Source organism: Pandoraea sp. PE-S2T-3, assembly GCF_002179965.1.
Lineage (GTDB): Bacteria > Pseudomonadota > Gammaproteobacteria > Burkholderiales > Burkholderiaceae > Pandoraea.
In genome coordinates, this window is the sequence record NZ_NGUQ01000033.1 from 82,193 (window position 1) to 98,283 (window position 16,091).

Consider the following 16,091-nt stretch of genomic DNA (forward strand, 5'->3'; position numbering starts at 1 on the left):
GAGCGATGTCTGCGCCCCTCCCCCGACATTGGAACGCGTCATGTCCAAGCTCACGCTCTCGCTCGCCATCAACGACTATGACCATGTGCGCGATCTGCTCACCGGCCGTGTCGCCGCCGAAGGTATCGAACTGGTGCCGTCGGTGCTGCCGGTCGAGGAGATCTTTTATCGCACCACCCACTTTCAGGAATGGGACCTCTCGGAGATGTCGCTGGCGAAGTACGCGTCACTGCGCTCGCAGGGCGACGATCGTCTGATCGGCTTGCCGGTGTTTCCCTCCCGGGTGTTCCGGCTCTCGTCGCTGTATGTGCGCAGCGATGGCAGCGTGCGCTCGCCGGCTGACCTGCGCGGCAAACGCGTCGGCGTGCCCGAGTGGGCGCAGACCGCCGCCGTCTATTCGCGCGGGTGGCTGGCCCACGAGCAAGGTGTCGCGCTGGAAGACATCGAGTGGGTGCAAGGTGGCGTGAATCAGGCGGGGCGGCGCGAAAAGGTCGACGTGCAACTGCCCGCCGGTGTGCGTTACCGGCCGTCACCCGATCGCTCGCTAACCGCGCTGCTGCTCGACGGCGAGATCGACGCCATCCTCAGTGCGCGACCTCCCGCACCACCGCCCGGACGGGAAGGCGAAGTCGTGCGCCTGTTCAAGGACTTTGCGGGGGAAGAACGCGCCTATTTCGGCAAGACCGGCATCTTCCCGATCATGCATCTGATCGTGATGCGTCGTGAAGTGTTTGCCGCCAACCGCTGGATCGCGGGCAACCTGATGAAGGCCTTCACGCAGGCGAAAGACGCCAGCATTGCGCGGCTCGACGACATCACGTGTTCGCACTTCCCGTTGCCGTGGATGAGCGAGCACACGGCGTCAGCGCGCGCCATGTTCGGTGCCGACCCATGGCCCTACGGCATTGCGGCCAATCGCATCACCCTCGACGCCTTCCTGCGCTTTGCCTTCGAACAAGGCGTTTGCCATCGCTCGATGCAGGCCGACGACCTGTTTCCGCCCGAAATGCACGCGGCAGTCCGAGTCTGAGACACCCCCTTCCATCGCCATTTTTTGTCGCAATTTTTCGCTGAACACCATGATGCAAACCACCACGCCCTACACCCCCGCCGTCACCGAGCACGACGCACAATCCATCGCGCAACTGCTGGAAGACCTCGCTTCGGCCAATCACATCCTTGCGCATCACGAAGTGCTCGATGGCTTCGGTCACGTGAGCGCGCGCGATCCGCGCAACCCGCAGCATTTCCTGATCGCGCAGTCGATGGCGCCGGAGCTGGTCACGCCCGACGACATCCTCACCCTCGATTTCGATTGCCAGCCGGTCGACGGCGACACCCGCAAGCGCTATCTGGAGACGTGGATTCACAGCGAGATTTACCGCGCGCGGCCCGATGTTATGTCGATCGTGCACAGCCATGCGCCGTCGGTGATTCCGTTCGCGGCGTCGAGCGTGCGCCTGCGCCCGGTGTATCACATGGCGGGTTTTCTCGGCAGCGGCTCGCCGGTGTTCGACATCCGCCATTGCTTCGGTTGCACCGACATGCTCGTGCGCAACAGCGATCAGGGCAAGGCACTGGCCGACACACTGGGCGAGTTCGACGTTGCGCTCATGCGCGGCCACGGCTTCGTGACCACCGGCCCGTCACTGCCCGCGTCGGTGTATCGCGCGATCTACACCTCGCTGAACGCCGACATGCAGTACAAGGCCGTCACGCTCGGTGGCGACGTGACCTATCTCGATGAAGAGGAAGGCAAACGCTCGACGGCGACCAATCTTGGCGTGATGGAGCGGCCGTGGACGTTGTGGAAACGTCAGGTCGCGGCGCTCAGAAAAGATTAAGAAGTTCGGAATAGGACGCGAGTCAGCGCTTGCCGTGACCGAGTGCATCCATAGCAGTCTGCGTGATGATCGGCCGCCACTCGCGCTTCTGATCGGCGCGCACGGCCTGCAAGGCGGTTGCGCCCAGACCGGCGAATGCGCTGGTGACGCGCACGATGCGTTCGAGATCGAACTTCGTCAGATCGATGCCCAGCGCGTCGTACAGAATCATGCCGATTTCGATCAGCGCCGGATCGCCGTCCGGCGCGTTGTCGGAAATCCGGTTGGAAAACGCCGACACGCCCGGCCAGTCGTAGGTGAATTGCACGGCATCGTCGACCAATGCCCGGTCACGCTCGATGCCGACCGGAATCCCTTTCACCCGCTCGCGCAACTCGATCATGTGGTTGCGCACCACGTCGACCGCCGCTTCGTAGATCGCCAGTTTGCTCGGGAAGTGATGCAGCAGCCCGGCCTTGGAGTAATTGACGGCGTCCGCGATCTGCTGGAGCGACGTCTGCTCGAACCCGTGGCGGGCGAACAGACCGGCGGCGCGTTCAATGATATCGGCGTTGATTTCGGCTTTCGTCGGCTTGGGCATGCGGTGAGGGACTCGGAAGCAATGGCGTGGGATAGACGGATTTTATAACTTCGGCGCACGCCCCAGCCGTTAGCGATGTGCCGACGCCTTGCCCGCGAGGAGATCAGCCACTTCACCCACGTGACGCGTCACCGCCATTTTTCCGGCAGCGGACCACGCTTCAAACGAAGTGGTCCCGCTCACCATGCCGATAAACCCGGTGCCCGCCCCCTCGGCCGCTTGCGCATCGACCGCGTGATCGCCGACGTAGATCGCCTGCGCCGCCACAAGGCCCAGATGGCCCAGCGCCTGCGCGATCCCCTCAGGGTCCGGCTTGTGGCGCTGCACGTCGTCTCCGCCGACGATCACGTCGACCTGCGAGCGCAGTCCGGCCCGCGTGAGAATGGCATCGATCCGGTGGCGGAACTTGGTCGAAACGATCGCGACCGCGAGCCCCTGTTCGCGCAGCGCCGCCAGCAAGCCGGGGACTTCCGGATAGATGCGCGTCGATTGCACCATGATCTCGTCCGCGCGCGACACGAATAACCGCACGAACGCCTCCGCGCGGGCGGCATCTTCATCCCCGCTCAGCGTGTGAAACATGATCGGCAGCGGCAGCCCGATCACGCCGCGAATCTGCGCCGGTGTCGCCATCTCGCATTCGAGACGCGTCAGCGCGTATTGCGTGCATTCGACAATGGCCTCGGAGGAGTCGGCCAGCGTCAGATCGAAATCGAAAATCACAGCCCGGATAGCTTGCGTCGGCATACGTCGTGTCGTTGTCTTGAAGTGATGTGTCGTGAAGCGGCGTGATGGGGATCACGGCATCAGTCGGATTTTTCGTGGTCGGCTGCGTCGAACCCGGACGGGTCCCGCGTGGCCCATTGTTTCGCCCAGCCCAGCAGCGGCTGTAGCGCCGCCTCCAGCCGGCGGCCCTCGTCGGTCATGCGATACCCGCCTTCAGCGTGCTCGACCAGCCCGGTCGCTTTCAATTCCGTCAGCCGGGTATTGAGCAAACGCGCATTCGTCTCGCACGCCTCTTGCAGCGCCCGAAACGTCATCGGCGCACCGCGCAGCTCCCACAGGATTCGCAACGCAGTGCGCCGTCCCAGCAAATCGAGCACGACCATGATGGGTCGGCCCGACTTCGATCCGCGTACGGATTGTCCGATTTTTGGCGTCGTCATGCTTTACAAAGTAAAGCGTCATGCCTAAGCTGTCAATTGTTGCAAGCCATGGACATCTCCATGCAATCACTGGTTCTTATTCCCGGCGCGGGCTTGCTGGCCGGCGCCATGAACGCGCTGGCGGGCGGCGGTTCGTTCGTGAGCCTGCCCGCGCTGATCGCGGTCGGCGTGCCTCCTGTGCAGGCGAATGCTTCCAGCACCGTCGCGCTGTTCCCCAGCGGCGTCGCCAGCGCCTGGGTGTACCGCCATGACATCAGCCCGATTGGGCAGGTGTCGATGCGCGCCCTGCTGATTACCACCCTATTGGGCGGATTCGCGGGCGCCGGATTGCTGCTGCACACGTCGTCGCAGGCGTTCTCGTTTGCGCTGCCGTGGTTGCTGCTCCTTGCCAGCCTTGCACTGACCTTCGGCCGGCGAATCGGTGAAGCGTTGCGCGGACGTTGGACCATTCACGCGTATGCAGTGCTGGCTATCCAGTTCCTGCTGGGCATCTACGGCGGCTACTTCGGCGGCGCGGTGGGCATCATGATGGTGGCCGTCTGGGGGCTGCTCGACGGGCGCGACATCAAGGGCCTGAACGCGCTTCGCACGCTGCTCGTGACGGTCGCCAACGCGAGTGCGGTTTCTATCTTCATCGGCGCACACGCCGTGCAATGGCCCGAGACGATCACGATGCTGATTGCCGCGACCATCGGCGGCTATCTCGGCGCCCACGCCGGACGCCGCGCCCCATCGCATGTCATCCGCGCAGGCACCCTGCTGCTGACGTACTGCGTCACGCTCGTATTCTTCGTGCGGACTTACGGGCCTTCGTCATGGCATTGACGTCAAGCGCCCACGCGTTACGCGAAACCGATGACGATACGGTCAGGTCATCTCAATGCAGCGCCTGAAAAGCTCGACAGATCGCAGGATTCGTCTCGAACCCGATGCCGGGCGCTTGTGGCACGCCGGTATGCCCCTGCGTCACTTGCAAGCCCTCGGCCAATCCGCAGAACGGTGCGAAAGCAAACGGCGTGACCTCCGCGCCACCCAGCCCGAGTGCTGCGCAAAGGTGCAGCGAGAACAGATGGCCCCCATGCGGCCAGAATGCGCTGCGCGCCCAGCCGGCCGCCGTCATCGTCTCGAGAATCCGCAGATAGCCGGGCACGCCATAGCAATGCACGGGGTCGAACACGAGCACGTCGCGGGCCGGACTCAGCCCGCCGTGGCGTGCGAGCAGTCGTGCCTCAGCCTGCGAGAACAGCGCCTCGCCAGCCGCAATCGCGCCGCCGTACGTCGCCGCAATGTCGGTTTGCGTCGCGAAGTCGAGCGGGTCGCAAATGTCCTCGAACCAGTGGAGTCCGTACCCGGCGAGCGCTCTGGCGGCAGTCAGTCCGGCCTCAAGATCGAACCGGTTCATGGCGTCGATGGCCAGATGATTTGCGCCCGCCAGTTGACGTGCCGCCGCTTCGATACGGCGCAGATCCTGATCCAGCGGCGCGCTGGCGATCTTGATCTTCGCGTGCGTAAAGCCGAGATCCACACAGCGCTTTATCTCGTCGGACAAGCGCGCCAGATCATCATGCGGATACTGATAACCGCCACCCGCATAGACGGCCACGCGGGGCGCGTGCGGCACTTCCCGGCCCAGCTTGTCGGCGAGAAAGCGATAAAGCGGCAAGTCTGCGATCTTCGCCGCGGCATCCCAGATCGCCATGTCCAGCGTACCCACGGCGACGCATCGCTCGCCATGACCGCCGGGCTTCTCGCCGGCCATCATCACGTCCCATGCCCGCAACGGGTCCAAGTTGCCGCCGTTGTCGTCGGCAAGTTCACTGTCTCGGGCCGCCAACAGACGCGGGGCAAATCGTTCGCGAATCAATCCGCCCTGCCCGAAACGTCCGATGGACGCATAGCCGTAGCCGATCACCGGTTTGCCATCGCGTACTGCGTCAGTCGTGACGGCGACCAGACTCGTCGTCAAACCGCCCGAGGCAATGGCTGGGTCGGCGTACCGGGAAACGGGGATGGTGTGCTCGCGAATCGCCGTGATGCGCATGGACAACCTCGTAGTGTCGAAAAACGACGTGCCGGGCAATGGGGCTGCATGCACCTGCCCGTCTCAATTTGCCGTCAATACTAACGACGAACGCGAGAACATGCAGACCAACGCCACGCGCGCCTCCCTGCGCATCACGCATCAACGCCCCGCTGCGGCGCTACAGTCCACCATCGACCGCTACTGGGGATGGGACGCTTGCGGTACGCCCGGCACGCCTGCGGCACCTGCTGTGCAACTCATGCCGCTTATACCCGGGCCGGGCGGCATGGAGATCTTCTTCCACTTCGGCGAACCCTTCGCCGCACAATCGGGCGCTCGCCTGCCCCGCGCGCACATCACCTGCCTGCGAGGCGCGCCGGTCACGCTCGACGCACCGGTGGCCCTCGACTTCATCGCCGTGCGCGTGATATCTGGCGAAATTCCGTCGCTGACCGATGTCCCCGTCGGCGACTTTGCCGACACGTTCATCGACGCCGCAGACCTGTGGGGTACCGCCGTCAAGGAACTGCACGAGCGCATGGCCCGCGCCGCGACGTTCGACGCACGGGCCTCGCTGCTTGACGCCTTCTTTCTGAAACGGCAGCGGTCCCACCTACCGGGCCGCGACATCCGCCCGGCGATTGCGCAACTTCACGGCGGCCAGACGCGCATCGAAGACCTGTGCGCCGTGACGAACCTCGGCCGCCGACAACTGGAAATACGTTTCCGGCAAATGACCGGGGCATCGCCCGTGCGGTTTCGGCGTCTGGCGCGACTGCGCCGCTCCCTGCGCGAATTGTTGCTCGCCCCGCACTCTCACACGCTCACGCAGTTGCTCGATGCGGGCTATGTCGATCAGGCACAGCAAGTCCATGAATTCCGGGCGCTGACGTGTCAAACCCCGTCGCAATTGCGCCGCGCGGCGCTTGCCGGCGGTGCGCATTTCTACAATCCGTCTTGGCAGGCGAGCGCGATACTGGACGCCCACCCCCGCCCGAACGGACTCCTACGATGAATGCACCCGCAGAACACCCTGCCCTGCCAGCCGCCGAGCGCCTCGCACACCGTTGCGCACAAATCGGTACGAAAGCCTTTACCGCGCGCGACTACGGGCCGGGTTTGTTGCGGCATATTGTGTTGCTGCGCTTTGCGAACGACGTACCGGCAAGCGAGCGTGAAGGTATGATTGAGCGCTTTCTGCGCTTGCAGGACGATTGCCAGCGCGACGCGCGGCCCTATATTCGCAGCATCGAATACGGCCGGCAGGCGAGCGGAGAAGGCAATGCGCTCGGATTCGAACATGCGTTTGTCATGACATTCGATTCCGAAGGCGATCGCAACTTCTATGTCGGGGAGCCGATCGTGCTTGACACGGCCTGTTACGACCCCGTCCATCACGCCTTCAAGGCGGCCATTGGCCCGATGCTTGCGCCACAAGGCGCACTCGTCTTTGACTTTTTTCCCGGCGCGCGGTGATGCGCCGGCTGGTTTGACCCGGAGTAGATGATGAAAAGGCTGTTCCAACTCGCTCACCTGTTTGCATTGGCGGGCGCCCTCCTTCTGCCGGCTTCGCGTGCCGCCCACGCCGAAGAGATTTCCGTCACCCAATGGGGCAGCAGCCTGTACGGCCTGCCCTACGCGGTGGCCATGGACGGCGGTCTGTTCAAGAAGGCCGGGGTCGACATCACCGGCATTCTCAGCTCGGGCGGCGGCGGCACCACGGTGCGCAACATCCTCGCGAGCAAGACCCCTTACGGTGAAGTTGCCGTGTCGGCCGCACTCGCCGCAGCGCGCCAGGGGCTCGACATCGTGATCGTGAACGTCGGCACGCGCAGCGTGGCCGAGGCGTCGATGGTCACAATGCCGGACAGCGCCATCCACTCGCTGAACGACCTCGTCGGCAAGAAGGTGGCCATCACTTCGCCGAAAAGCGTGTCTGAAATGCTCTTCCTCATGGTGTTGCGCGAAAAAGGCATCGACGCCTCGAAGATCACACGCGTGGCCTCTGGTGGCTACGTCAATGGCATGACCATGCTCGAACAGGGCGCAGTGGCGGGTGCCGTCGCGATCGAACCGCTGTCGATCCTGCGCAAATCGCAATATCGAACGCTCTACCGTGCGGGCGACGTGCTCAAGCCGATGACGACCTCCGTGGGCATCACCACGCGCGCGTTTGCTCAATCGCACCCGGAAACGCTGCGCGCGATCATCGCTGGCCGCCGTGCCGGGGTGGATGCCACGTATGCCAATCCGTCCGCCGCGGCAAAACTGCTTGCGGCGCAATTCAAACTCTCGCCGGACGTTGCGAAAGAGGCCGTCGACAACATGGTGCGCTCGCACATGTGGAGTCAGGGTCAATTCGACCGCGCCGAGCTCGATCGTGTCGCCAGCGGGCTCAAGCTCATCGGCGAAATCAAAGACGATGTCGACTGGCCGAAGCTGATCGATTCGCGCTTCCTGCCGGTCGATATTCACGCGAAGGGCCAGCTATGACTTCGCCGCACCCGGGCCCGCATCTGCATCTGGTGGACGGCGTCGCGACACCGCATGCGAGCCATGAACCGCACGCCGTGCTGGCAGGCGTGACGAAGGACTTCGACACGCCCGACCAAAAAACGGCCAGAAAGACGCGGATGCAGGCGCTCGGCCCCGTCGATCTGACGCTGCGCAAAGGCGAGTTCTTTTCGGTCGTGGGGCCTTCCGGCTGCGGCAAATCGACGTTGCTCGAACTGATTGCCGGGCTGGCGAAGCCGACATCCGGCACCGTGCATTTCGAAGGGCAGCCGGTGAATGGCGTGCCCGACGGCGTCGGCGTGGTGTTTCAGGAAGATGCGTCGTTTCCGTGGCTGACCGTGCGCGAGAACATCGGCTTCGGCCTGCGCATGGCAGGCATCGACGGTGCCGAGGTGGCACGCCGCGTCGGCTATGCGCTCGGTTTCATGGGATTGCGCGACTTTGCGAATGCGTATCCCGCTCAGCTTTCGGGCGGCATGCGTCAACGCATGTGCATCGCGCGCACGCTCGTCATTGCCCCGCGCCTGATTCTGCTCGACGAGCCGTTTGGCGCGCTCGATCAACAGACCCGCATGCTCATGGGCGACGAATTGCTTCGACTGTGGCGGGAAACGTCTGCCACCGTGCTGTTGATTACGCACGCGCTCGATGAGGCAGCCGTGCTGTCGGATCGCGTCGGCGTCATGTCCGCTCGCCCCGGGCGCTTTATCGACGTCATCGACACCGGCTGGGCGCCGCAACGCGACAGCCGGGTTGTCACCACGCCGCGCTTCGGCGAAATCACAGCGCGCCTGTGGGAGACGCTGCGCGCCGAGTCGCTCAAAGCGATGCAGGACGGAGAGCGCCCGAATACATTCTCATGATTCGCACTGAACGTCTCATCCGCACCGGCATCGTCGCCGGGCTAGTACTGCTTGTCGAAGCCCTGTGCCGTCTCGGCACGATCCCGGCATCGGTCATGATCGCCCCGAGCGCAATGGCGGCGCACGCCATCGACGTGCTGCGTGAGGGGCGCTTTACGCACGACATCCTCACGAGCTTCGCCAGCATCGCCGTCGCCTCGGTTTGCGCCGTGGGGTTTGGCTTTGCCGCCGGACTCGTCATTCACACGTTGCCGGGCGTACGCCGCGCACTGGAGCCCCTGATCGCCAGCTATTACGCGGTGCCGACGTTCGCGTTCTATCCCGTGTTCATCGTGCTGTTCGGCGTCGGCGCGCTGCCGATCATCGCCATCGCCACCTTGCTGGCCGTGGTCTCGATGATTACGGCAACCATGACCGGACTCGATCGCATCCCTCGCTCGTTTTCAAAAACGGCCCGCGTGATGCGACTCTCGCGCTGGCAGGCCGTCTGGCACGTGAAATTTCCAGCGGCCCTGCCCCATCTGTTTAGCGGCGTGCGCCTCGCGGTATCACACGCCTTCATTGGTGTGATCGCGTCCGAGTTCATCCTGTCGGGCTCGGGCATCGGTTACGCCATCAGCTACGCGTATAACAATTTCGAGAATGCCGACATGTACGCCCTGATGCTCACGGTACTGATCACGGTGACGTTGGTCAACGGCGTACTCAACCACGTCGATGCGCGCTTTCAGGCGCGCAGCCGCCGCTGATCGGCACCGATTCGCATGGAAACGAAAAAACCCAACCCGCTCGGCACACTGGCCGTCCTGCTCGTTTTGATTGGCGTGTGGCAAGGGGTGCACTGGCTCAACGGCGCAGCACTCAGTTCCCCCTCGGCCACGGTGCAAGGGCTCTGGCAGATGATGGGCACGGCGTCGTTCTGGGACGATGCGGCGGAGACTGGCCTCGCGCTGATCTACGCACTGGTGATCGCCGTCGCGGGCGGCATCGCCTTAGGACTGGGGCTGGGGGCGAATCGCCTCGCCGCCAACGTGGCCGAGCCGATTCTTATCAACCTGTATTCGCTGCCGAAGGTGACGCTGTATCCGCTGGTGCTGCTGATCTTCGGTCTGGGGCTCGCGGCCAAGGTGGCCTTCGGGGTGATGCACGGCTTGATCCCGATCCTCATCTTCACGATGAACGGCATCCGGCAGATCAAGCCTGTGTATTTTCGCGCGGCCCACGCGATGCATCTGTCGCGCCGCCAGATTGCACTGCGTGTCGTGCTGCCCGCCGTACTGCCCGAAGTGTTGTCGGGCGTGCGGCTGGGATTCTCGCTGTCGCTGCTCGGCGTGTTGATCGGCGAGATGTTCGCCTCGCAAAAGGGGCTCGGTCATCAGCTATCGAATGCGATGAATCTGGGCAATATCGATACGATCATGGCCGTCGCACTGTTTCTGATGCTGTTCGCGCTGGCGGGCAATGCGCTGCTCTCGGCATTGAGCCGGCGCTACCGCGCCCTCGGCGCCTGAGCCGCGTCGTTCAACCGGCAATCCGACGCGCGGCCGCTTCGTATTCTTCCACCAGCCGGGCCATGACGTCGGCCGCACCTGGCAGATCGTCGATGAGTCCGGCCGACTGCCCGAGTTCCACCTTCCCCCAGTCGATGTCGCCATCGAGCGCCGCCTGCTTGAGCGAGCTGGATTTGAACAGAGCGTCGTAGGCGTCGGCATCCGGTTCGTCACGGTCGGCTTGCAGCACGCGCTCGGCAAAACGATTGCGCGTCATGCGCACCGGCAAGCCACGCACGCCGACGAGCGCGGTGGCATCAATCTCGGTTTCGAGCACTGCACGCTTGTAGTTCTCGTGGACACCGGCCTCGCGGGTTGCCAGAAAGCGCGTCCCCAACTGCACGGCATCGGCACCGAGCGCCAGCAGCGCCGCCACACCATAACCATCGGCGACACCCCCACCCGCCACGATCGGCAGGTCGAATTCCTGCACCGCGCGACGCACGGCCACCAACGTGCTGACGCCGTTAGCGGGGGGGTGCCCACCCGCTTCCGCGCCGACAACAACAAGCGCATCGACGCCGGCATCCGCTGCCTTGCGGGCGTGCGCCATCGTCGAAACCACGTGAATCCATCGCACGCCACGCGCGTGAAAACGCGCCAGATGTGCTTTCGGTCCCCCTTGCGAGGCGATGACCACCGGCACGCCCTCTTCTTCGATCACGCCGAGAAATAGCTCGGCTTGCGGACGATAAAGCGGAATGTTGACGGCGAACGCACCGTTGGTCGCGGCTTTGACTTCGCGCACGGTCGCGCGAAACGCATCAAGGTACATCGGCCCGGCGGCAATCACCCCGAGGCCACCGGCCTTCGACACCGCAGCGGGCAGCGCGGCATTTGACGAGGCCCAGCTCATCCCGGCCTGAATGATGGGATAGCGAATGTTCAGCAGGCGGGTGAGTCGGGTCTGAAGCATGAAGAGTCCCTGGAATTGCCGCGCGAGCGCGCATTGACGATGCACGTCAATCTAAGGGACATAGGAGACAAAGTCAAATAAATTACAGCAATGATTTCGACGGATTATTCGCCATCTCCCGCCTCTTCCCGCTCTTGATCCAGCATGATTCTCGCCTGATAGGTGAGTTTATCAAGTATTTTAGGCAAAGCATCACGCTCGGCGCGCGTGAGCACCGACAGCAGCCGCTCATTGAGCTCTTCGGCGACGGGAAAGACTTGTTTGACGAGATCGCGGCCATGCGGCGTGAGCGAGATCACCACACCGCGCGCATCCGAACTGTCGGTGCTGCGCTGGAGAATGCCACGGGATTCGAGCGTCGTGACGGTGCGGCTCATCAACCCTCGGTCGAATTGGGCTTGCTCGGCGAGCCGATTGAGCGACATGCCGGAAATGCTGTGCAGCAGCGCGATGGAGCGCCACTCGTTAAGCGTCAGACCGAAGTTTCGCTCGTAGACGCTCGACGATCCCTTCGTGTAGATGTTCGTCAGTTGACGCAACTGAAACGACGTGAGCTGCCGCAAGTCGGAAGGTGCTGCGTTCACCGGTTCGGGTGAGCCCGAAGGCTTGGGGTTGGACTTGGGCATGTGACGGGAGCGCCGGGATTGGGATGGCGTCATGCTATCGCCTCGCCAATGCCCGGTCAAACGCGCACCGGTGCGAGCACGAATGCAGGCACGGGTGCGCTCGATTTCACGTTACGCGCGGCCTGCACCGCCCGCGCCAGTCTTAGGCAACAACCGCGCGGGAATCCCTATCAGCAGCAAAAAGCCACCGAAGAGCACGATGCAGCCCGCCACCTGCAACCCCAACGCCAGATTGCCCGTGACCGATTTGATATAGCCGATGACGCTGGGCCCCACCAACCCGCCCAGCGCGCCGATGCTGCTCACCACGGCGATCCCGGCAGCGGCACTCGCCGGGGCGAGATACGTCGACGGAATGGTCCAGAACACCGACAGGCTCGACAAATGCCCTGCCGTGGCAATCGCCAGCAACAGCACCGCCAGCACGAGGTTGTGCGACATATAAGGCATGACCATCAGGCTGACGGCCGCACACATCAACGGCAGCGCCGCGTGCCAGCGACGCTCGCGATGGCGGTCGGAATGACGGCTCACGATCAGCATCGCGACGATACCGACGACCGGCGGCAGCGCCGACAGCAGCCCGACGTGAAAGGTATCGCGCACGCCCGTGGCCTGAATCACCACCGGCGCAAAGAACGCAATGGTGCTGGCCAGCACATACGCGCAGAACGAGACGAGCCCCGCCACATAGACCCGCCAGTCGCCGAGTGCTGCCAGCGTGCCGCCTTTCCCGTGGCCGTGCGCGGCCTTCCCTGCTTTCTGTGCACGCTCAACGCTCAATGCCTGCGTGAGTCTCGCCTTCTCATCGGCCGTGAGCCATTTGGCCGATTCCGGGCGGTCTTCCAGACTGAAGAACACCACGATGCCCAGCGCAATGGCCGGCAACCCTTCGAGCAGAAACATCCACTGCCACCCAGCGAGACCGTGCACTTCGTGAAACTGGCGCATGATCCAGCCCGAGGTCGGCGCACCGATCATCGTGGCAATCGGAATGGCGACGAACGACAAGGCCGTTACGCGCGCCCGGCGTTCCGCCGGAAACCAATAGCTCAGATACAGGATCAGGCCGGGAAAGAAACCCGCCTCGGCCGCACCAAGCAGCATGCGCGCGACGTAGAACTCCATGGGCGTGCGCACGAACATCATCGCGCACGAGACCGCGCCCCACAGCGTCATGATGCGCAACAGCGTCTTGCGGGCACCCATACGGGCGAGCATCAGATTGCTCGGCACCTCGAAGAGCAGGAAGCCGACAAAAAACAGCCCGGCGCCGATGCCGTAGACCAGATCGCTGAAATGCAGATCCGCCTTGAACTGAATCTGCGCGATGCCGATATTGGCGCGATCGATGTAGTTGATGATGTAGCAAACGAACAGCAACGGCAGAATGCGCCACGCGATCTTGCGATACGTCGCCTCCTCCACACCCTGTATGCCCGGCACGGCGGCGTGCGCCGCGGCGGCGAACGGCTGTGAAGCCGTCGTCGTAGATGAAGTCATGTCTCCTCCAATATTGTTTTGATGAGCCGGCTCAGATGCTCTCTGGCATCAGGACAAACCGAACTCCCGTATGGCGTACTCGCGCAGCTTGTTCTTCTGCACTTTCGAGCTTCCCGTCATGCCGATGCCGTCGAACGAGTCGACGAAGCACAGGTAACGGGGCACCTTGAAATTGGCGGCGCGCGACTTGCACCAGTCGATCAGCGCCTCGCTCGTGACCTCTGCGCCCGGGCGCAGCACAACGAACGCCGCGGGCACTTCGCCGAGCCGCGCGTCGGGCACGCCGACCACTTGGGCGAGTTGCACGGCGGGATGCGTGAACAGCGTCTCTTCCACTTCGGCCGGTGCGACGTTCTCACCCCCGACACGGAAGACATCCTTGAGCCGCCCGATCATGCGCAGCCGCCCTTCGTCGTCGATGACGCCGAGATCGCCCGTGCGCAACCAGCCGTCGTCGCCCAGCGCTTGCGCGGTCTCCTTCGGCTTGTTGTAGTAGCCCTTCATCACGCCCCAACCGCGCACCTGAATCTCGCCCGGCGCGTTGGCAGCGGTGACCTCGCCGGTTTCCGCCGACACCGTGCGGATCTCGACACCCGGATGCGGGCTCGCCCAGCCACCGACGCGCAGCGCCAGCGGGTCGCGCCAGTCGTTGAGCACCACGTTGGGCGAGGCTTCCGACTGCCCGTAGGCGCCGACCATGTACGGCACACCCATCACGTCGTGAATCTTCTGCATGATCTCGGGGCCTGCTGCCGCCCAGCCGCCGCGCAGATGAATGCGCTCGCGCCGGAATTCGGGGTGCCCCATCATCATCAGGAAAATCGTGTCGTTGCCTGACGTGAGCGTGCAGCGCTCCTCATCGAGAATGGTCAGCACGCGCGCTACGTCGAACGACGGCACCGACAGCAGACAAGCCCCGGTCACGAGCGAGACCAGCAGTGACATCGTGGTGCCCGCCACATGGAAGAACGGGCGAACGCTGAAATACCGGTCGTCAGACTGCACGCCGATCCGCAAGGCCGACGCGGCGGCGTTCATCAACATGTTGCGATGGCGCAGCAGCACGCCCTTCGGGAACGACGTGGTGCCCGAGGTGTACTGAATCAGCAAGACATCGTCGGGATCTACCGCTGCGGCACGACGCGCAGCCTCGGCACGCAGCACCGGTGTATCGGGCAGCGCGTCGAAATGCTCGACACCGGCGGGCAGCTCGCGCGCACTGTTCTTACCGTCGCCCACCATCACGGCACGTCGCAGCAACGGCAGCACAGTGCCCGGCAACTGGCTGTCAAAGCCGGGTTCTACGCCGCGCAGCAGTTGCGTGTAATCGATATTCAGGAACGTGTCGACGTAGAACAGCACGCGCACGTCGCCTTGATTCAGGCAGTAATTCAGCTCATCGGATTTGAAACGCGTATTGACGGGCACCGCGACCGCGCCAATCGACGCCGCCGCGTAGAACAGCACCACCCAATCCACCGAGTTGCCCATCAGAATGCCCACGTGTTCGCCGTGGCCGATGCCCAGCCCGACCATGCGGGCAGCCGCCTGCTCCACGCGTTGCGCGAGCGTGCGGTAATCGATGCGCTCGCCATCGATGACCAACGCCTCAGCCGCAGGCGTCAGGCGCGCCCGGTCGGCAAGCACATTCGGCAACGTGACCGGTCCCTCCAGTCCAAACTGGCGCGCGTAAACCTCGTGCCCTGCGCCGCTTTGAGGCTCATGCATGGCGGCCTCCCGTCTTTTCACCATTGCCAGCGACACTGCCGAAGCTCGCAATCTTCTTGCCCCAGTCCGGGCTTTGCAGCAGCGTGTCGATTGCGAGCAGTTCGATCGCCAGCGCGCCGGCCGCGTCCGTCTCGACGCCCCGGTCGATGCAATCCTTGGTCAGATGCATGGCCAACGGCGGGGCCCCGGCAATCGCTTGCGCCATGCCGCGCACGCACTCAAGCGCCTCGTCCGCCGGGACAACGCGAGCCACGAGACCGGCCTCGCGAGCCTCTTGCGCGCCGAGCGCGCGCCCGGTGAATGCCATGTCCTTCGCGAGACGCTTGCCCACGGCACGGGGCATGCGCTGCGTCGCGCCTACCGTGCCCCACAGCGCTTCAGGGGTGCGGAATGCCGCAGCCTCGGTGGCGACGATGAAGTCGCAAGCCATGGCGATCTCGCCGCCCGATCCGATGGCCGGACCTTCCACTAGTGCGATGCACGGCTTGCCGATCTGCTCGATCGCGTCATAGGCTGCGAACGCCTTGACGCGGCGCGCGCGCACCTCGTCCGGCCCCATCCCCTGACGCTCTTTCAAATCGGCGCCCGCACAGAACACCGGTCCGTTGGCACGCACGATCACGCAGTGCACCGTGGCATCGTCGCGCAGCGCCTGCACGCACTCGCGCAACTCGTCGCACATGACGGCATTGAGCGCGTTGCGCTGCTGCGGCCGGTTAAGCACGATCTCGACAACCGCGTCGCTGCGCTCGACCTGCAATGTCTCCCAAACTTTCAT

Annotated in this window: 18 protein-coding genes; 9 read left to right on the forward strand and 9 right to left on the reverse strand. The window is 64.0% G+C overall.

Annotated elements, in window-relative coordinates; translation table 11 throughout:
- Window positions 1-40: 40 nt before the first annotated feature.
- Window positions 41-1,030: a 4,5-dihydroxyphthalate decarboxylase gene (locus CDV46_RS19280; protein ID WP_087724301.1), complete on the forward strand. Its 990-nt coding sequence runs from the start codon at window positions 41-43 to the stop codon at window positions 1,028-1,030.
- A gap of 49 nt (window positions 1,031-1,079) precedes the next feature.
- Window positions 1,080-1,844, forward strand: a complete 765-nt coding sequence (locus CDV46_RS19285) for a class II aldolase/adducin family protein (protein WP_369597117.1) — start codon at window positions 1,080-1,082, stop codon at window positions 1,842-1,844.
- A 22-nt stretch (window positions 1,845-1,866) separates the two neighbouring features.
- Here the strand turns inward: CDV46_RS19285 and CDV46_RS19290 are convergent, their stop codons facing one another.
- From CDV46_RS19290 to CDV46_RS19300, 3 genes are all read right to left on the reverse strand, one after another.
- Entirely contained in the window at window positions 1,867-2,424 is a 558-nt protein-coding gene (locus CDV46_RS19290) for a TetR/AcrR family transcriptional regulator (RefSeq protein ID WP_087724303.1), read from the reverse strand.
- A 69-nt stretch (window positions 2,425-2,493) separates the two neighbouring features.
- Entirely contained in the window at window positions 2,494-3,171 is a 678-nt protein-coding gene (locus tag CDV46_RS19295) for an HAD family hydrolase (RefSeq protein ID WP_087724305.1), read from the reverse strand.
- 59 nt (window positions 3,172-3,230) lie between these two features.
- On the reverse strand, window positions 3,231-3,533 hold the full coding sequence (locus CDV46_RS19300) for a winged helix-turn-helix transcriptional regulator (protein ID WP_254916125.1): 303 nt from the start codon (window positions 3,531-3,533) through the stop codon (window positions 3,231-3,233).
- A 117-nt stretch (window positions 3,534-3,650) separates the two neighbouring features.
- On the opposite strand from CDV46_RS19300, the gene CDV46_RS19305 reads away from it, so the two are divergent.
- On the forward strand, window positions 3,651-4,415 hold the full coding sequence (locus CDV46_RS19305) for a sulfite exporter TauE/SafE family protein (RefSeq protein WP_087724307.1): 765 nt from the start codon (window positions 3,651-3,653) through the stop codon (window positions 4,413-4,415).
- 52 nt (window positions 4,416-4,467) lie between these two features.
- Here CDV46_RS19305 and CDV46_RS19310 read toward each other — a convergent pair whose 3' ends face one another.
- A complete protein-coding gene (locus tag CDV46_RS19310) occupies window positions 4,468-5,631 on the reverse strand; it encodes an enolase C-terminal domain-like protein (RefSeq protein ID WP_087724309.1) in 1,164 nt (387 codons plus the stop codon).
- On the opposite strand from CDV46_RS19310, the gene CDV46_RS19315 reads away from it, so the two are divergent.
- From CDV46_RS19315 to CDV46_RS19340, 6 genes are read left to right on the forward strand one after another with little or no spacing between them, the layout of a single operon-like run.
- The gene (locus tag CDV46_RS19315) at window positions 5,630-6,628 is read left to right on the forward strand and encodes a helix-turn-helix domain-containing protein (protein ID WP_176399122.1); all 999 of its coding nucleotides are present in this window, start codon (window positions 5,630-5,632) and stop codon (window positions 6,626-6,628) included. The two genes, CDV46_RS19310 and CDV46_RS19315, sit on opposite strands and share 2 nt — an antisense overlap.
- On the forward strand, window positions 6,625-7,089 hold the full coding sequence (locus CDV46_RS19320) for a Dabb family protein (protein WP_087724313.1): 465 nt from the start codon (window positions 6,625-6,627) through the stop codon (window positions 7,087-7,089). The genes CDV46_RS19315 and CDV46_RS19320 overlap by 4 nt, the downstream gene beginning before the upstream one ends.
- A 30-nt stretch (window positions 7,090-7,119) precedes the next feature.
- Complete coding sequence (locus CDV46_RS19325; RefSeq protein ID WP_254916126.1) at window positions 7,120-8,106, forward strand: ABC transporter substrate-binding protein; 987 nt, start codon at window positions 7,120-7,122, stop codon at window positions 8,104-8,106.
- A complete protein-coding gene (locus CDV46_RS19330; protein WP_369597118.1) occupies window positions 8,103-8,990 on the forward strand; it encodes an ABC transporter ATP-binding protein in 888 nt (295 codons plus the stop codon). Before CDV46_RS19325 ends, CDV46_RS19330 begins: the two co-directional genes overlap by 4 nt.
- The gene (locus CDV46_RS19335; RefSeq protein WP_087724319.1) at window positions 8,987-9,739 is read left to right on the forward strand and encodes an ABC transporter permease; all 753 of its coding nucleotides are present in this window, start codon (window positions 8,987-8,989) and stop codon (window positions 9,737-9,739) included. The genes CDV46_RS19330 and CDV46_RS19335 overlap by 4 nt, the downstream gene beginning before the upstream one ends.
- Window positions 9,740-9,754: 15 nt before the next feature.
- Window positions 9,755-10,501: an ABC transporter permease gene (locus CDV46_RS19340; RefSeq protein ID WP_087724321.1), complete on the forward strand. Its 747-nt coding sequence runs from the start codon at window positions 9,755-9,757 to the stop codon at window positions 10,499-10,501.
- Between the two features lie 10 nt (window positions 10,502-10,511).
- On the opposite strand, the gene CDV46_RS19345 is transcribed toward CDV46_RS19340, so the two are convergent.
- From CDV46_RS19345 to CDV46_RS19365, 5 genes are all read right to left on the reverse strand, one after another.
- Window positions 10,512-11,456, reverse strand: a complete 945-nt coding sequence (locus CDV46_RS19345; protein ID WP_087724323.1) for an NAD(P)H-dependent flavin oxidoreductase — start codon at window positions 11,454-11,456, stop codon at window positions 10,512-10,514.
- Window positions 11,457-11,560: 104 nt separating this feature from the next.
- Window positions 11,561-12,115: a MarR family winged helix-turn-helix transcriptional regulator gene (locus CDV46_RS19350; RefSeq protein WP_087724325.1), complete on the reverse strand. Its 555-nt coding sequence runs from the start codon at window positions 12,113-12,115 to the stop codon at window positions 11,561-11,563.
- A 78-nt stretch (window positions 12,116-12,193) separates the two neighbouring features.
- Entirely contained in the window at window positions 12,194-13,585 is a 1,392-nt protein-coding gene (locus tag CDV46_RS19355; protein ID WP_087724327.1) for an MFS transporter, read from the reverse strand.
- 48 nt (window positions 13,586-13,633) lie between these two features.
- A complete protein-coding gene (locus CDV46_RS19360) occupies window positions 13,634-15,313 on the reverse strand; it encodes an AMP-binding protein (RefSeq protein ID WP_087724329.1) in 1,680 nt (559 codons plus the stop codon).
- Window positions 15,306-16,091, reverse strand: coding sequence for an enoyl-CoA hydratase/isomerase family protein (locus CDV46_RS19365; protein ID WP_087724331.1), 786 nt, complete (start codon window positions 16,089-16,091; stop codon window positions 15,306-15,308). The genes CDV46_RS19360 and CDV46_RS19365 overlap by 8 nt, the downstream gene beginning before the upstream one ends.

What these genes read in the sequence shown, in the direction of transcription:
- CDV46_RS19280 (WP_087724301.1), top strand. Translation starts at nt 41, where the DNA reads ATGTCCAAGCTCACGCTCTCGCTCGCCATCAACGACTATGACCATGTG.
- CDV46_RS19285 (WP_369597117.1), top strand. Translation starts at nt 1,080, where the DNA reads ATGATGCAAACCACCACGCCCTACACCCCCGCCGTCACCGAGCACGAC.
- CDV46_RS19290 (WP_087724303.1), bottom strand. Translation starts at nt 2,424, where the DNA reads ATGCCCAAGCCGACGAAAGCCGAAATCAACGCCGATATCATTGAACGC.
- CDV46_RS19295 (WP_087724305.1), bottom strand. Translation starts at nt 3,171, where the DNA reads ATGCCGACGCAAGCTATCCGGGCTGTGATTTTCGATTTCGATCTGACG.
- CDV46_RS19300 (WP_254916125.1), bottom strand. Translation starts at nt 3,533, where the DNA reads ATGGTCGTGCTCGATTTGCTGGGACGGCGCACTGCGTTGCGAATCCTG.
- CDV46_RS19305 (WP_087724307.1), top strand. Translation starts at nt 3,651, where the DNA reads ATGCAATCACTGGTTCTTATTCCCGGCGCGGGCTTGCTGGCCGGCGCC.
- CDV46_RS19315 (WP_176399122.1), top strand. Translation starts at nt 5,630, where the DNA reads ATGGACAACCTCGTAGTGTCGAAAAACGACGTGCCGGGCAATGGGGCT.
- CDV46_RS19310 (WP_087724309.1), bottom strand. Translation starts at nt 5,631, where the DNA reads ATGCGCATCACGGCGATTCGCGAGCACACCATCCCCGTTTCCCGGTAC.
- CDV46_RS19320 (WP_087724313.1), top strand. Translation starts at nt 6,625, where the DNA reads ATGAATGCACCCGCAGAACACCCTGCCCTGCCAGCCGCCGAGCGCCTC.
- CDV46_RS19325 (WP_254916126.1), top strand. Translation starts at nt 7,120, where the DNA reads ATGAAAAGGCTGTTCCAACTCGCTCACCTGTTTGCATTGGCGGGCGCC.
- CDV46_RS19330 (WP_369597118.1), top strand. Translation starts at nt 8,103, where the DNA reads ATGACTTCGCCGCACCCGGGCCCGCATCTGCATCTGGTGGACGGCGTC.
- CDV46_RS19335 (WP_087724319.1), top strand. Translation starts at nt 8,987, where the DNA reads ATGATTCGCACTGAACGTCTCATCCGCACCGGCATCGTCGCCGGGCTA.
- CDV46_RS19340 (WP_087724321.1), top strand. Translation starts at nt 9,755, where the DNA reads ATGGAAACGAAAAAACCCAACCCGCTCGGCACACTGGCCGTCCTGCTC.
- CDV46_RS19345 (WP_087724323.1), bottom strand. Translation starts at nt 11,456, where the DNA reads ATGCTTCAGACCCGACTCACCCGCCTGCTGAACATTCGCTATCCCATC.
- CDV46_RS19350 (WP_087724325.1), bottom strand. Translation starts at nt 12,115, where the DNA reads ATGACGCCATCCCAATCCCGGCGCTCCCGTCACATGCCCAAGTCCAAC.
- CDV46_RS19355 (WP_087724327.1), bottom strand. Translation starts at nt 13,585, where the DNA reads ATGACTTCATCTACGACGACGGCTTCACAGCCGTTCGCCGCCGCGGCG.
- CDV46_RS19360 (WP_087724329.1), bottom strand. Translation starts at nt 15,313, where the DNA reads ATGCATGAGCCTCAAAGCGGCGCAGGGCACGAGGTTTACGCGCGCCAG.
- CDV46_RS19365 (WP_087724331.1), bottom strand. Translation starts at nt 16,091, where the DNA reads ATGAAAGTTTGGGAGACATTGCAGGTCGAGCGCAGCGACGCGGTTGTC.